The sequence below is a fragment of the Uliginosibacterium sp. 31-16 genome (assembly GCF_030730865.1).
Classification (GTDB): domain Bacteria; phylum Pseudomonadota; class Gammaproteobacteria; order Burkholderiales; family Rhodocyclaceae; genus Uliginosibacterium.
Window position 1 is genome coordinate 645,967 of the sequence record NZ_JAVALZ010000003.1, and the last position, 12,907, is coordinate 658,873.

Here is a 12,907-nt window from a genome sequence, read left to right on the forward strand (position 1 = left end):
AGGCGCGCTCAGTAGCGTAATCCGGACTCAAGTCGCCTGGCACTGCAGGACAATGCGTAGCAAAAAATCCAGTAGATCAGCGCGATGAACAGATAGCCTTCGAGATAGAAACTGCGCCACTCGGCGTCGCCGCCCAGCGAGATCGCCAGCGCGCCAGTCAGCTCATGCAGGCTGACAATCGAGATCAGCGAGCTGTCCTTGAAAATGCCGACGAAGCTGTTAACCAGCGCAGGCAGGGCGGTGCGCAGGGCTTGCGGCAGCACGATGTGTCGTGTGGCTTGCCACCAGGTCATGCCAATGGCCAGCGCGGCGGTATATTGACCGCTTGGCACCGCCTGCAGGCCACCACGAATGACTTCGGCCAGATAAGCCGCCGCAAAGGCAGCGATGGTGAAGACCACGCGCGGCAGGATGTCTGGCCGCCATTGCGCGGGCAGGAGCAGCGGGAAGAGGAAAGCGGCCATGAACAGCAGGCTGATCAGCGGCACCCCGCGCACCAGCTCGATGTAGAGTGTGCATAGCTGGCGCAGCAGCGGCAGGCGGGAGCGTCGCCCGAGCGCCAGCAGGATGGCAAATGGGAAGGCCAGCAGGGTGCTGCCCAGCGAAATCAGCAGTGTCAGCGGCAGGCCTCCCCACAGCTTGGTCGGCACGAAGCTCAGACTGGCAAGGCCGCCAAGCATCAACAGCGTGGCGATGGACAGGGTGATGAGTGCCAGTACGGCGAAGCGGGGCTGCCACAACCGGCGCCAGGTGGCGAGACCCAGCACGGCGACGATGAGCAGGGTTGCAATGAGCGGCCGCCATTGTTCTGCGAACGGATAGCGGCCAAAGAAGAGCAGTCGATGTTTTTCGACGATCACGCCCCAGCAAGCACCGACGCCGCGCGCAGCCCGGCATGCCTCAAGATCCGCGCCCCATATGGCATGCAGCACTGCCCAGCTGAAGATCGGCCACAGCAGCGCGCCTGCGAGCAGGGTCCAGAAAATCGTACGTTTGCGCGGGAATCGGATCATGGGGATCATCGCGTGCCTCGCAGCGCGACACGCGTGTTGTACCGATTCATCAGCAGCGCCGTGAGGAGCGACAGGCTCAGGTACACCGCCATCACGATGACGATGCACTCAAAGGCGCGGCCGGTCTGGTTCAGCGAGGTGTTGGCGACTGACACCAGCTCCGGATAGCCGACGGCCACCGCCAGAGAAGAATTCTTGATCAGGTTCAGATACTGGTTGCCCAGTGGCGGCACGATGGCGCGCAAGGCCAGCGGAGCGATCACTACGCGCAATACCTGCAGTGGGCGCAGTCCCAGGGCGCGGGCTGCGTCGATCTGGCCACGCGACACGGACTGGATGCCGCCACGTACGATCTCGGCGATGAACACTGCGCTGTACAGGCTCAGCGCAATCAGCACGGCGAGAAACTCCGGGCTCAGGGACCAGCCGCCGCTGATGCCGAAGCCCTCCGCGGCCGGCAGGTCCAGCATGCATGTTTGCGTACAGTCCAGTGCGGGCAGGAATAGTCCGCCCTTGCTGAGCAGGAAGCCGGGCAGGGGTGCAATCGCTTCGCTGGCTTCCGGCAGCAGGCTGGTCAGCGCGAAGTAGCACATCAGCAATTGCAGCAACAGCGGGATGTTGCGCAGGGTTTCGACCAGCGCGCCACACAGTTTGCGCGGCACCGGGTGCTCGGCCAGACGCCCCAGACCGATCAGGGCTCCGAGCAGGGTAGCCGCCACGATGGCCGGCAAGCCCACACGCAGGGTGTTCAGCGTTCCGGTAAGGAACGCGCGCCACAGCGGCTGGCTGGCATCGTAATCAAGCAGACCTTCGCCTATTTCGAAGCCGGCGGGGTCGCGCAGAAAATCGAAACCGGCATGAATGCCACGACCGCGCATGTTTTCCAGCACGTTATGGCCCATCCAGCCCAGCAGCAGGGCGAGCAGAATGACGAGCGCAATCTGGGGCAACCAGCGAAACAGGGTTTGACGCATTCAACCGGAGTCCTGGCGATGAAAAGTGATACGCGTCGCTGCGAGAGCATGCGTGAGCGGAGTCTTGCCAGATTACCGCAAAGCCCTTGATGGAGTGCATGCCGAAGAGCCGCATGTGGCGGACTTCTTCATGCATGCAGGCTGTAGATCAAGGCGGGGCGCGGCTCTGCAGGCATATGCAGCCGCGGCCCCTGGCGGGTTTCGGCTCTTCAGCGCACCGGCGGTGCGTACAGAATGCCGCCCTTGTTCCACAGGTTGTTGAGTCCGCGCGGCAACTTCAGGACCGACTCCGGACCGACGTTGCGCGCGAAGATCTCGCCGTAGTTGCCCACTGATTTGATCGCACGGTAAGCCCAGTCGCGATCCAGTCCGAGCAGCTTGCCGGTATCTTCCGTCGAGCCCAGCAGGCGGCCGATGGCGGGGTCTTTGTTCTCGGCCTTGATGGCGTCGACATTGGCCCGGGTGATGCCGTATTCCTCGGCCTCGATCAAGGCGAAGGCGACCCAGCGCACGATGGCGAACCATTCATCGTCGCCACGGCGTACGGCCGGGCCGAGCGGCTCCTTGGAGATCACTTCCGGCAGGATCACGTAGTCATCCGGGTTCTTGGCTTCCTTGTTGCGTACGCCGGCCAGCCCCGAGATATCGGTCGTGTAGGCCTGGCAGCGGCCGGAGAAGAAGGCCTTGAAGGAAGCTTCAAAACCTTCGAACACGACCGGCTTGATCTTCACGTTCTGACTGCGGAAATAGTCCGCCAGGTTCTTCTCGTTGGTAGTGCCGGACTGCACGCAGACCTCGGCGTTCTTCAGCTGCCTGGCGCTGGTGACTTTCAGCTTCTTCGGAACCAGAAAACCCTGGCCGTCGTAATAGGTGACACCGGTAAAGGACAGGCCCAGCGACGCATCGCGATTCAGCGTCCAGGTCGTGTTGCGTGCCAGCACATCCACTTCGCCGGACTGGATTGCCGAGAAGCGCTGCTGCGAGTTCAGTGGCACGAAATTGACCTTGTTGGCGTCGCCCAGCAAGGCTGCGGCGATACCACGGCACAGATCCACATCAAATCCTGACCAGTTGCCCTGGCTGTCAGGCAGCGAGAAACCCGCTACGCCAGTACTCACGCCGCACTGAATGCTACCGCGCTGCTTGATGGCATCGACAGTTTTGCCGGCATGTGCGGTCTGGGTTGCCACGGCGCTGAGTGTCAAGGCACACAGCAGGCCGAGTTTGCGAAGTCTTGAAGAGCTCATCGGTGATCCTCTCTTTGGGGCGATCAGGGGAACTGTAATCGTAGCGAGCAAGAGGCGAACATGGAAACCATATTCTCATTCTATGCAAATCACCATTGGACACATCGGAGCCTGCGATGCCGCATTTTTTTCTCGCGCACGGACTCGTCTCGTGTGATGCAAAAAAACTAAATGCATATTGGATTTGTTTGATTTGAAAATAAAAAAGATTCTGAAATCAAAATAAAAAATCATTGGTTAGGCGTTTGTGTGTCGATGTTTAGGATGGCTCTCACCCGCTGACTGTTCGAATGCAAAACGCATTCGTTGTATGGACGTGGCGATCTTCTTCATATCAATACATACGAGAGTCAATACAATGAAAAATCATAAAATCAGCAGCATTGCTGCTGCCGTAGCACTTGCTTCCATTTCCGCAGCGCATGCTGCCGAGCCTGTTGTTGCAGGCGATGAAGCGGGTACCTTCAAGATTCCGGGGTCTGAAACGTCTGTAGGCTTCTATGGCTACGTGCATGTTGATGTGATCAAGGATGTGAACGCCGGTACGAAAGACTGGGCGTACGACGCCGGATCCATTGGTATCAAGGATGATCCGAGCGGAGTGAATGCCGATTCGCGCGAGGGCAAGCTCAATGTCACTGCCCAGACCTCACGTTTTGGCATCAAGAGCAGTACCCCGACTGAAATCGGCAAGGTTCGTACCGTGCTGGAAGGCGATTTCGTGGGCAGCACTTTCCGCCTGCGTCATGCCTATGGCGATCTGTCGTCGTCCTGGGGTTCGCTGATTGCCGGTCAGTACTGGACGCTGTTCCGCAGTGGCGAGGCGATTCCGGAAACAGTCGATTTCAACGGGCAGGGTAGCGTGGCTTCCGCACGCAAGCCGCAGGTGCGCTACACCACCACGCCGGGCGCTGCGGGCAGCTTTGCGGTCGGCATCGAAGTGCCGGCGAATCCGGTCAGCGATGCAATCGTAAAGGCTCCTGCCGTAACTGCCGCGTGGGTGAAGGGTGGCGACTGGGGGACGGTTTCGGTGCGCGGTATCGCCAACCAGATTGCCTTTGAAACGATTCCCACCACGACCACCGATTCAAGCTCCAAAACCAAATACGGTTTTGCCGGAAGCATCGGCGGCGCCTTCAAACTCGGACAGGCCGACACCTTGCAGGCGCTGGTGACTGCCGGCAACGGCATCAGCCAATACGTGGCTGCGGCCAACTACAACCCCGAGGCCGTCGAAGGTTCTGAAATCAAGCTGACGACGGTCACCGCCTACACCGCAGGCTGGCAGCATCGCTGGTCCACGTCTGTGCGTACCAACCTGTCCTACGGCCATACCCGTCTGGGTGATCAATACCTTGACGCAGTCGGTCATGCCGCCAACCGGACGGTTGATGGCGGATTTGCCAACGTGATCTGGTCACCAGCCAAGAACACCGAATTCGGCTTCGAATTCGGCCATGGTCAGCGCAAATTGAGCAGTGGCGAGAGCGGCAAGTTCAACCGGGTCCAGGCTTCGTTCCATTACGGATTCTGATCCGTCCGGTGCAGGTTCCTGCCGGGGCGCTTGGCGCTTCGGCAGTCCCGCCTTCCTTTCTCAAAGAACTTGAACACGGCTCGTGACACATGATTCATCTGGAGAACGTCAGCAAGACCTACCGTATTGGTGCGCGCGAAATTCATGCTGCCAAAGGGGTCAACCTGCATGTAAAAACTGGCGAAATTTTTGGAGTGGTCGGCCATTCCGGCGCAGGAAAATCGACGCTGGTTCGTCTGATCAACCGCCTTGAAACGGCAGATGCCGGACGCATCCTCGTCGATGGTGATGAAGTCTTGTCTCTTGATCCTGATGAGCTGCGTGCCCTGCGCCGGCGCGTAGGCATGATCTTTCAGCATTTCAATCTGCTCGGTTCTCGCACTGTTGCGCAAAACGTTGCCATTCCGCTGCGGGTGGCTGGATTGACGGATTCAGAGCAGATCAATGCACGCGTGGCTGAATTGCTTGATCTGGTGGGGCTGGCTGACCAGCGTCACGAGTACCCCGCACAGTTGTCAGGTGGCCAGAAGCAACGGGTGGGAATCGCCCGGGCGCTGGCGAACAGGCCGAAGGTTCTGCTTTGCGATGAAGCGACCAGTGCGCTCGATCCACAGACCACACGTTCGGTGCTTGAACTGCTGGAGCAGATCAACCGGAGCCTGGGTCTGACCATCGTTCTGATTACGCACGAAATGAATGTGGTGCGCTCGATCTGCGATCGGGTGGCGGTCATGGATGGTGGCGAGATCGTTGAATCCGGGGCGGTGACGCAGGTCTTCCTGCATCCGCAGCACCCGACCAGTCGGGCATTCGTGAACGAGGCTGAGCATCTTGACGAGCTTGAAGAGGTCCTCAAAGTTGCCAATGTCGAGGGACGCGTTGTGCGCCTGACCTTCATAGGTGACGACGCATATGCTCCGCATCTGGCGCATGCAGTACGGGAACACGGTCTCGATTTCACGATTCTCTCCGGGCACATCGAAAGGATCAAGACGACGCCGTGCGGGCAACTTACTCTGGCGTTGCGGGGAACTTCCCGTGCCCAGGATGTGGCGATTTCCCACCTGAAGCAGCAGGGCGTGGGTGTGGAGTTCCTGCAATGAGCGAATTGTTTGCCCGTCTGGATTGGGCGGGAATCCTGTTTGCAGGCTTCGACACGCTGACCATGCTGAGCGCCTCCTTGCTGTTCACGGTGCTGCTGGGGTTGCCATTGGGCGTGGTCTTGTTCCTGTCCGGAAAACGTCAGCTGCTCGAGCGGCCGAAGTTGTACGGTGCGCTCTCGGTCGTCGTGAATGTTGTGCGCTCGTTGCCTTTCATCATTCTGTTGATCGTGATGATTCCGATCACGGTGCGCCTGGTCGGAACCTCACTTGGCGTGGCCGGCTCGATTCCTCCGCTGGTTGTGGCCACGACGCCGTTTTTTGGTCGTTTGGTGGAGAGCGCCTTGCGTGAGGTTGATCGAGGTGTTGTCGAGGCCATGCTGGCCGCTGGCGCCACGATTCGCCAGATCGTTCTGTGGGCCTTATTGCCTGAAGCCTTGCCGGGCATTCTGGCGGCCGTCACGGTTACTGCAATAACGCTGGTGTCGTACTCCGCGATGTCTGGCGTCGTGGGTGGTGGTGGCCTTGGCGATCTGGCTGTTCGCTTTGGATATCAGCGATTCCGTACTGACGTGATGATCGTCACGGTGCTTCTGTTGCTGATCCTGGTTCAAGCCTTGCAGATGATCGGTGACCGCCTCGTTCATCACTTCAGTCGCACATGATTTACCCGTTTGCCTGCCTTCTGCAGGCCTTTACTCAACCCTGAAAAGGAAAAGCCATGAAACCCTTGAAAACGCTGACTGCTCTTGCAGCCATTAGCCTGGTTTTTTCCGCACATGCGGCGGACAAACTGACAATTGGAGCGACCCCGGTGCCGCAAGCTGAAATCCTCGAATTCATCAAGCCTCAGCTGGCCAAACAAGGCGTAGATCTGAATGTGAAAGTTTTTACCGATTACGTGCAACCCAATACGCAGGTCGAAGAGAAAGGGCTGGATGCCAATTTCTTCCAGCACAAGCCGTATCTCGACAATTTCAACAAGGAAAGGGGGACTCATCTTGTTGCTGTGGCCGCAGTGCATGTCGAGCCCTTTGGCGTTTATAGCCAGAAAGTGAAAGCCTTGAAGGATCTCCGGCAAGGGGCTGTCGTGGCGATCCCGAACGACCCAACCAATGGTGGCCGGGCATTGCTGTTGCTGGAAAAAGCGGGCCTGATCAAGCTCAAGGACAGCAGCAACATCCAGTCGACCGTGAAGGACATCGTCAACAACCCGAAAAAGCTGGAGTTCAAGGAACTTGAAGCCGCCACCCTGCCGCGTGTGCTGGATCAGGTGGATCTGGCAGCGATCAATTCCAACTACGCGCTGGAAGCCAAGCTTGTACCGACCCGGGACGCTCTCGCCATCGAAGGCAGCAAGTCACCGTACGCCAATTTCCTGGTCACGCGCCTCGACAACAAGGATTCATCTGCTGTCAAAAAACTGGCGCTGGCACTGACCACGCCTGAAGTGAAGAAATTCATCGAAGAGAAGTACAAGGGCGCCGTGGTTCCTGCATTCTGATTGATTCATCCACTCGTGGTCCGCTCCCTGCAACGGTTTGCGGACCATGCGTCATCTCATGAAAGCGGAACGCCTGTCCGCTTCGCTCAACGTTGTCAGTAGCTTCTAAGCAATGCAGGAATACGTATTTCTCATTCTCATCTCCGATTGATAGGGTGATCGTCATTGATTCCGATTGCGGATCTTTCTTTTTCAACTTTTCGAAGAATTCAATCATGAAATTGCACTCTTTCGTTCTCGTCGGACTGCTGCTGGTTTCAGGCTTGGCTCAGGCCGACCGTCTGGATGACATCAAGAAGGCCGGTGTGCTGCGCGTCGCCGCATTCGACGGTAACCCGCCGTTTGGCTACATCGACGAACACAGCAAGAAAATCGTCGGTCTGGATGTCGACTATGCCGAAGCGCTGGCCAGGAAACTCGGCGTCAAGCTGGAACTGGTGCCGACCAATCCGGCCAACCGGATTCCCTTGCTGAGCTCAAACAAGGTTGATCTGGTGTTCGCCAATTTCACGATCACCGAAGAGCGTGCCAAGGTCATCGATTTTTCGATTCCCTATATCGCTTCTGGTCAGCAGTTTCTGGCGAAGAAGGGCGTGCTGAAGTCGCCCGATCAGATCAAGGATCTGAAGATCGGGGCGGACAAGGGCACCACCATGGAAAGCACTCTGCGCGAGAAATATCCGAGCGCCCGTGTCATTTCTTTCGACGATACCCCCTTCGCGCTGGCTGCCCTGCGTAATGGCAACGTGCAGGCCATCACTCAGGATGGCACCAAGCTGGTTGCGCTGCTGGCTAACTTGCCGGATCGGGACAAGTACGAAATCCCGTCCTTTGCGATCTCTGAAGAACTTGAAGGAGTCGGGGTTCCAAAAGGTGAAAAGCGCCTGGTCGAGTACATCAATACGTGGCTGCTTGATGCGGAAAAAGACGGTACGGCAAAGCGCATTTATGACAAATATTTCGGCCCGAAGAGCAAGTCACCGCTGCCGCGTCTGTTCAAGATCGGGGATAGCCATATCCGCGAGAAATGAAGCTTGACGTGTTTCCAGGCTTGCAAGCAGCAGGCCTGGTTACGCCAAGTATTTTTGTAGTCTCCTTGTCTCCTTATGGTGCTGATCGTTGCCTTGCAGCGTCAGCACCGCTTCTTTTTGTGGTCCCCGATAATGATGTTTGAACTTCTGCGACCGGAATACCTGTTCTGGCTGTTCAAGGGTTTTCTGCTTACCTTGCAGATCGGGCTTGTCGTGATTCCGGCCGCCACCTTACTCGGATTTCTTGCCACGCTGGCCGCCGGCAGTGCCTGGCGACCCGTGGCATGGCTGGCGACAGGTCTGGTGGCCGTATTGCGCAATTCTCCGCTGCTGGTGCAGTTGTTCTTCTGGTACTTCGGTGCTCCGGCACTCCTGCCTGATGCTGTTCGCGAGTGGCTCAACATTACCCAGAGTGTCAGCTTGCCCGGCGGACTGAGCCTGCCATGGCCATCGTATGAATTCCTCTGTGGTGTGCTGGGTCTTACCCTTTACTCCGCAGCATTCGTCTCCGAAGAAATTCGTGCTGGCATGCAAGGCGTGCCCCGGACTCAGCAGCATGCGGCGGAGGCGCTCGGCATGCGGCCCTGGCAGATATTCCGGTACGTGATCGCACCGCAAGCCCTGAGAATTGCCTTGCCGCTACTGATGGGGCAGTACATGAACATCGTCAAGAATTCCTCGCTGACCATGGCTATCGGCGTGATGGAGCTGTCCTACGCTTCGCGTCAGGTCGAAACGGTCAGTTTCAAGACCTTCCAGGCCTTTGGTGTTGCCACTCTGCTTTACGTGCTGATCATAGCCGTGCTTGAAGCGATGGCTCTGCTGGTACAACACCGTCTGCCGGTCTTCGGGACAAGGCGCTGATATGGATTTCTCTGTCATTCATGGCAACCTCGCCTACCTGCTGTGGGGCTCCTGGCCGGATGGTCCGCTGGGTGGCGCGGCGCTCACCGCGCTGCTGAGTATTGGATCAGCGCTGGCCTCCGCTGCGTTGGGCTTGCTGCTTGGTGTCATGCTGGCGATGAGCTGCGGCCGTTTGAAAACTGCACTGATTCTGGGGCTCGGATTCTTCCGAGCGATCCCTGTACTGATGCTGATTTTCTGGACGTACTTTCTGCTGCCGATCGCCTTCGGTATCGACGTGCCGGGCATATTATCGGTGATGTGCGCGCTGTCACTGATCGGCGGTGCCTACCTGGCGCACTCGGTTTGCGCCGGAATTCGAGGGATTGGCCGGGGTCAGTGGCAAGCAGGCCTGTCGCTCGGATTCAGTCGCCTTAATGTCCTACGCTACATCGTGCTGCCACAAGCCCTGCGCATGATGCTGCCGTCTTTCATCAATCAGTGGGTATCGCTGATCAAGGACACATCGCTGGCCTACATCGTCGGTGTGGGAGAACTGTCTTTCCTGGCCGCACAGGTCAATAGTCGTACCATGGTCTATCCGGCTGAGATATTTCTATTCGTCGGCGCGATCTACTTCACTTTGTGTAGCGCGCTTGACGTGATGGCGCGACAACTCGGAAAGCGCTACCGGAGCGCCACGCACTCGCACTGATGCGCCGTTTCGCATGGAGAAGTTCTTCCGGTCCAGGCCGTGGTTTGATCATTCGGCTAACCGCGGGTGATGTTGTCTGGAAAAGATAGTTTTCCTGCCGCGATGCGAAGCCTTCGCCGGCTACTGGGGCCGCTCCAGCTTGTTTGTCGGAAGGCTTTTTTCAGTGTCACAAACGAGTAGAGTCAGACCGATTGACAGCCCGGTCAGACAGATTGTCTGGCGCCAGCGTGGCAAAGCTTGATGTCAGCTACACTCGGCTCCCTTCATAAAACTCGACGGCATACGTGATCATGAGAAATCCGCTCAAAATTTTTCAATACATCTTTGGTGGCATTGGCGCTGTCACTCTGATTATTGCCCTGATCCTGTTTGCCAATACACGCAGCTTCCTGAGTGAGGCGCAGCGCGCTCCAGGTGTGATCCTCGAACTTGTTGCTTCGGAAAGTGACGATTCCACGGTGTATCACCCGGTTGTGGGCTACCAGACACCGGATGGGGAAAACCGGTTTTTCCAGTCATCTGTCGGCAGCAATCCGCCTGCATACGAAGAGGGTGAGAAAGTCGAGGTGCTTTATTCACCGTCAAAGCCTGATGATGCGCGGATCAACAGTTTCTTTTCCTTGTGGGGAGGCGCGCTGATTGTGGGTGGGCTTGGCTCGATATTCTTTGCCGTCGGTGCGGGCCTCTGGTTGATCGTGCTACGTGGTACGCGGCGCGAAGCGCGCTTGCGCAAACTTGGGCATGTGGTTGAAGCCGCATATTTGCGTGTTGAGAAAAACACCAGTCTGGAGCTCAATGGCGCGAATCCCTGGCGCATTGTGTGCCAGTGGCAGGATCCGAAGACGACGAAGCTTCATATGTTCTTCAGCCAGAATCTGTGGTTCAACCCTGAATCCCGTATCGACCGTCAGAGCATTCCGGTTTTCATCGATCCCTTGAATCCGCAAAGCTACTTTGTTGACACAAGTTTCCTGCCAGAACTGGCTGACTGACTATTGTCCGAAGCGCCGCATCCAGCGGCGCTCTGCAGATAGCCGGCCTGAAGAAGTCCGCTGCGCGCGGCTCTCCGGGCAGTGCATTCAGGCGGTCAACCTGCCGCTGAAGTGATCGTTGATCTCGGCGTAGAGAGCTTGCAGGCGCTCCGGCGGGATGCTGCAGATGCCTTCGTAGGCTTTGGTGAAGTGCACTTCCGTGTGATTCAGGGCGTAGGGCTGGATCAGGCCTTCGGCAATCAGATCGTCGTATAGCGGTGAGCCAGGCAGGGGGCTGTAGATGCTCCAGCTCCAGCGGTCCTGCTCGATGGATTTAGCGAGCTCGAAGGTCTGCTGCACGTCGTCCTCGGTTTCGCCTGGCACGCCGATCATGAAGAAGCCGAAGACGCGCACGTGCTTCTTCGCCAGCGCCACGCCAGCACGGATCTCGTCGACGGTGATCTTCTTGTTCAGGCGTTTGAGGGTGTTCGGCGAGCCGGATTCGATGCCCAGATCAATCTGGGTCAGGCCGGCTTCTTTCATCATCGCCAGTTCGGCGTCATCGAGAAGGTTGATGCGGGTGAGTGCCTGCCATTCGACTCCGACTTTTCGCTCGATCATCAGACGACAGAATTCACGGGTCCAGTCTTTCTTCAGGTTGAAGATACTGTCCTTGAACCATACGCCCTGGATGCCATGTTCATCGCGAAGTTTCTCGATCTGCTCGACCACGCCGAGCGCCGAGCGGAAACGCCACTTGTGGCCCATGGTCTGTTGTACGGCGCAGAAGGAGCAGGAGTAGGGGCAACCCCGCGAGACGATCATCGAGATGCCGCGCACGCTGCGCAGCAAGCCGTTGTGCTCGATGTAACGCTCGACCGGGAAGGCGTTGTAATCAGCCGGCGGAATGGCATTGAGGTCGCGGATCAGCGGCGCACGCTCCGAAATGTGCAGGCCCTGATCCGTGCGGTAACACAGGCCGGGTACCTCGGCGAGCGTGCCTGCCGTTTTTTCGTGGCCTCCGGTCAGAACATCAAGCAGGGCGACGATGGCTTCTTCGCCTTCGCCGCGCATCACGAAGTCGACAGCCGGATGGGCGAGCACGCCTTCGGGGTCCAGCGTGGGGTGCACACCGCCCAGCGCGATGTGTGCCTGCGGCAGGATCTTGCGGGCCAGTTCGGCGACGCGGATGGCTTCCGGATAAGTCGGCGTCATTGCGGTGATGCCGACGAAGTCCGGCTGCTCATTGTGCAGGCGCTGTTCCAGTGCCTCGCTGTCCATCATCAGGCCCTGCATGTCGAGAAGTTCAACATCGTGTCCATGCTGCTTGGCGGCGGCGGTCAGATAGGCAAGGCCCAGCGGCGGCTCGAAAGGCGCGACATACAGATTGCCGCCACGAATCCACTTGGTGTAATCCTCGAAGCGGTTGCGAAATTCGCTGTGATCGAAGAACGCCGGATTGATCAGGAATATTTTCATGGCGGATCTCTGTCTGTGGCTCAGTGCGCGGCGATGCGGTCCAGATGGATGAAGCTCGGGTGGGCGGCGTCTTCGGTGGCGCGTCTATCCTTGAAGCTTTGCTCGATGACCTGCTCCGGCTCGATGACCCACACCCCGGCAAGATCAACATCGCCCAGGCGCTCGCGCACCGCGTTGTAGTGATGCAGGTAGAGCGGGCCGGTGATGTGGTACTTGAGGACGCGTCCCTTGATCTGCACGCTGCGCTTGTCCGTGCCACGCAGCAGGATGGTGACCTTGCGTTCGAACCAGATGCTGCCGACGAGATTGCGGCCGGTGGTGGAGGATTCGATCAATTCGAGTGAATGGATGCGACCGTCTTCGCCAAGGTGCAGCGATTGCTTGAAGACGGCGTGCGGCACGCCATTGCCATCTACGCTGGCCAACACCTTGATGGTGTCGCGGTCGTTGAGGAGCTCAATGACGTCCTGTGAAAGTTCGATGCTCATGGTGTAGT

The 12,907-nt window shown here is 58.1% G+C and carries 13 protein-coding genes; 8 read left to right on the top strand and 5 right to left on the bottom strand.

All coding sequences use genetic code 11. The features are described from left to right. Nucleotides 1-8: 8 nt before the first annotated feature. The 3 genes from Q9Q94_RS14725 to Q9Q94_RS14735 all read right to left on the bottom strand — a co-directional run bounded on the left by Q9Q94_RS14725 (nucleotide 9) and on the right by Q9Q94_RS14735 (nucleotide 3,234). Complete coding sequence (locus tag Q9Q94_RS14725; RefSeq protein WP_305980867.1) at nucleotides 9-1,013, bottom strand: amino acid ABC transporter permease; 1,005 nt, start codon at nucleotides 1,011-1,013, stop codon at nucleotides 9-11. Nucleotides 1,014-1,018: 5 nt separating this feature from the next. Further along, nucleotides 1,019-1,987 carry an amino acid ABC transporter permease gene (locus Q9Q94_RS14730; RefSeq protein ID WP_305980868.1) on the bottom strand — a complete coding sequence of 323 codons (969 nt, stop codon included), beginning with the start codon at nucleotides 1,985-1,987 and terminating at the stop codon, nucleotides 1,019-1,021. Nucleotides 1,988-2,196: 209 nt separating this feature from the next. After that, complete coding sequence (locus Q9Q94_RS14735) at nucleotides 2,197-3,234, bottom strand: amino acid ABC transporter substrate-binding protein (RefSeq protein ID WP_305980869.1); 1,038 nt, start codon at nucleotides 3,232-3,234, stop codon at nucleotides 2,197-2,199. A 358-nt stretch (nucleotides 3,235-3,592) separates the two neighbouring features. Between Q9Q94_RS14735 and Q9Q94_RS14740 the strand changes: the two genes are divergently transcribed. The 8 genes from Q9Q94_RS14740 (at nucleotide 3,593) to Q9Q94_RS14775 (ending at nucleotide 10,953) form a co-directional block, all read left to right on the top strand. Further along, nucleotides 3,593-4,768, top strand: a complete 1,176-nt coding sequence (locus Q9Q94_RS14740) for a DcaP family trimeric outer membrane transporter (RefSeq protein ID WP_305980870.1) — start codon at nucleotides 3,593-3,595, stop codon at nucleotides 4,766-4,768. Between the two features lie 89 nt (nucleotides 4,769-4,857). Next, on the top strand, nucleotides 4,858-5,871 hold the full coding sequence (locus tag Q9Q94_RS14745; protein WP_305980871.1) for a methionine ABC transporter ATP-binding protein: 1,014 nt from the start codon (nucleotides 4,858-4,860) through the stop codon (nucleotides 5,869-5,871). Next, a complete protein-coding gene (locus tag Q9Q94_RS14750) occupies nucleotides 5,868-6,533 on the top strand; it encodes a methionine ABC transporter permease (RefSeq protein ID WP_305980872.1) in 666 nt (221 codons plus the stop codon). Before Q9Q94_RS14745 ends, Q9Q94_RS14750 begins: the two co-directional genes overlap by 4 nt. 56 nt (nucleotides 6,534-6,589) lie before the next feature. Next, the gene (locus Q9Q94_RS14755) at nucleotides 6,590-7,372 is read left to right on the top strand and encodes a MetQ/NlpA family ABC transporter substrate-binding protein (protein WP_305980873.1); all 783 of its coding nucleotides are present in this window, start codon (nucleotides 6,590-6,592) and stop codon (nucleotides 7,370-7,372) included. A gap of 215 nt (nucleotides 7,373-7,587) precedes the next feature. Next, nucleotides 7,588-8,403: an ABC transporter substrate-binding protein gene (locus Q9Q94_RS14760; RefSeq protein ID WP_305980874.1), complete on the top strand. Its 816-nt coding sequence runs from the start codon at nucleotides 7,588-7,590 to the stop codon at nucleotides 8,401-8,403. A gap of 132 nt (nucleotides 8,404-8,535) precedes the next feature. Beyond that, the gene (locus tag Q9Q94_RS14765) at nucleotides 8,536-9,267 is read left to right on the top strand and encodes an amino acid ABC transporter permease (RefSeq protein ID WP_305980875.1); all 732 of its coding nucleotides are present in this window, start codon (nucleotides 8,536-8,538) and stop codon (nucleotides 9,265-9,267) included. A 1-nt stretch (nucleotide 9,268) separates the two neighbouring features. Then, complete coding sequence (locus Q9Q94_RS14770) at nucleotides 9,269-9,961, top strand: amino acid ABC transporter permease (RefSeq protein WP_305980876.1); 693 nt, start codon at nucleotides 9,269-9,271, stop codon at nucleotides 9,959-9,961. Between the two features lie 290 nt (nucleotides 9,962-10,251). Further along, complete coding sequence (locus tag Q9Q94_RS14775; RefSeq protein ID WP_305980877.1) at nucleotides 10,252-10,953, top strand: DUF3592 domain-containing protein; 702 nt, start codon at nucleotides 10,252-10,254, stop codon at nucleotides 10,951-10,953. Nucleotides 10,954-11,040: 87 nt separating this feature from the next. Here the strand turns inward: Q9Q94_RS14775 and Q9Q94_RS14780 are convergent, their stop codons facing one another. Next, the gene (locus Q9Q94_RS14780; protein WP_305980878.1) at nucleotides 11,041-12,411 is read right to left on the bottom strand and encodes a B12-binding domain-containing radical SAM protein; all 1,371 of its coding nucleotides are present in this window, start codon (nucleotides 12,409-12,411) and stop codon (nucleotides 11,041-11,043) included. Between the two features lie 20 nt (nucleotides 12,412-12,431). Continuing rightward, complete coding sequence (locus Q9Q94_RS14785; RefSeq protein WP_305980879.1) at nucleotides 12,432-12,899, bottom strand: hypothetical protein; 468 nt, start codon at nucleotides 12,897-12,899, stop codon at nucleotides 12,432-12,434. Nucleotides 12,900-12,907 lie beyond the last annotated feature (8 nt).

What these genes read in the sequence shown, in the direction of transcription:
- Q9Q94_RS14760 (WP_305980874.1), top strand. Translation starts at nt 7,588, where the DNA reads ATGAAATTGCACTCTTTCGTTCTCGTCGGACTGCTGCTGGTTTCAGGC.
- Q9Q94_RS14740 (WP_305980870.1), top strand. Translation starts at nt 3,593, where the DNA reads ATGAAAAATCATAAAATCAGCAGCATTGCTGCTGCCGTAGCACTTGCT.
- Q9Q94_RS14745 (WP_305980871.1), top strand. Translation starts at nt 4,858, where the DNA reads ATGATTCATCTGGAGAACGTCAGCAAGACCTACCGTATTGGTGCGCGC.
- Q9Q94_RS14785 (WP_305980879.1), bottom strand. Translation starts at nt 12,899, where the DNA reads ATGAGCATCGAACTTTCACAGGACGTCATTGAGCTCCTCAACGACCGC.
- Q9Q94_RS14725 (WP_305980867.1), bottom strand. Translation starts at nt 1,013, where the DNA reads ATGATCCGATTCCCGCGCAAACGTACGATTTTCTGGACCCTGCTCGCA.
- Q9Q94_RS14735 (WP_305980869.1), bottom strand. Translation starts at nt 3,234, where the DNA reads ATGAGCTCTTCAAGACTTCGCAAACTCGGCCTGCTGTGTGCCTTGACA.
- Q9Q94_RS14765 (WP_305980875.1), top strand. Translation starts at nt 8,536, where the DNA reads ATGATGTTTGAACTTCTGCGACCGGAATACCTGTTCTGGCTGTTCAAG.
- Q9Q94_RS14730 (WP_305980868.1), bottom strand. Translation starts at nt 1,987, where the DNA reads ATGCGTCAAACCCTGTTTCGCTGGTTGCCCCAGATTGCGCTCGTCATT.
- Q9Q94_RS14755 (WP_305980873.1), top strand. Translation starts at nt 6,590, where the DNA reads ATGAAACCCTTGAAAACGCTGACTGCTCTTGCAGCCATTAGCCTGGTT.
- Q9Q94_RS14780 (WP_305980878.1), bottom strand. Translation starts at nt 12,411, where the DNA reads ATGAAAATATTCCTGATCAATCCGGCGTTCTTCGATCACAGCGAATTT.
- Q9Q94_RS14775 (WP_305980877.1), top strand. Translation starts at nt 10,252, where the DNA reads ATGAGAAATCCGCTCAAAATTTTTCAATACATCTTTGGTGGCATTGGC.
- Q9Q94_RS14770 (WP_305980876.1), top strand. Translation starts at nt 9,269, where the DNA reads ATGGATTTCTCTGTCATTCATGGCAACCTCGCCTACCTGCTGTGGGGC.
- Q9Q94_RS14750 (WP_305980872.1), top strand. Translation starts at nt 5,868, where the DNA reads ATGAGCGAATTGTTTGCCCGTCTGGATTGGGCGGGAATCCTGTTTGCA.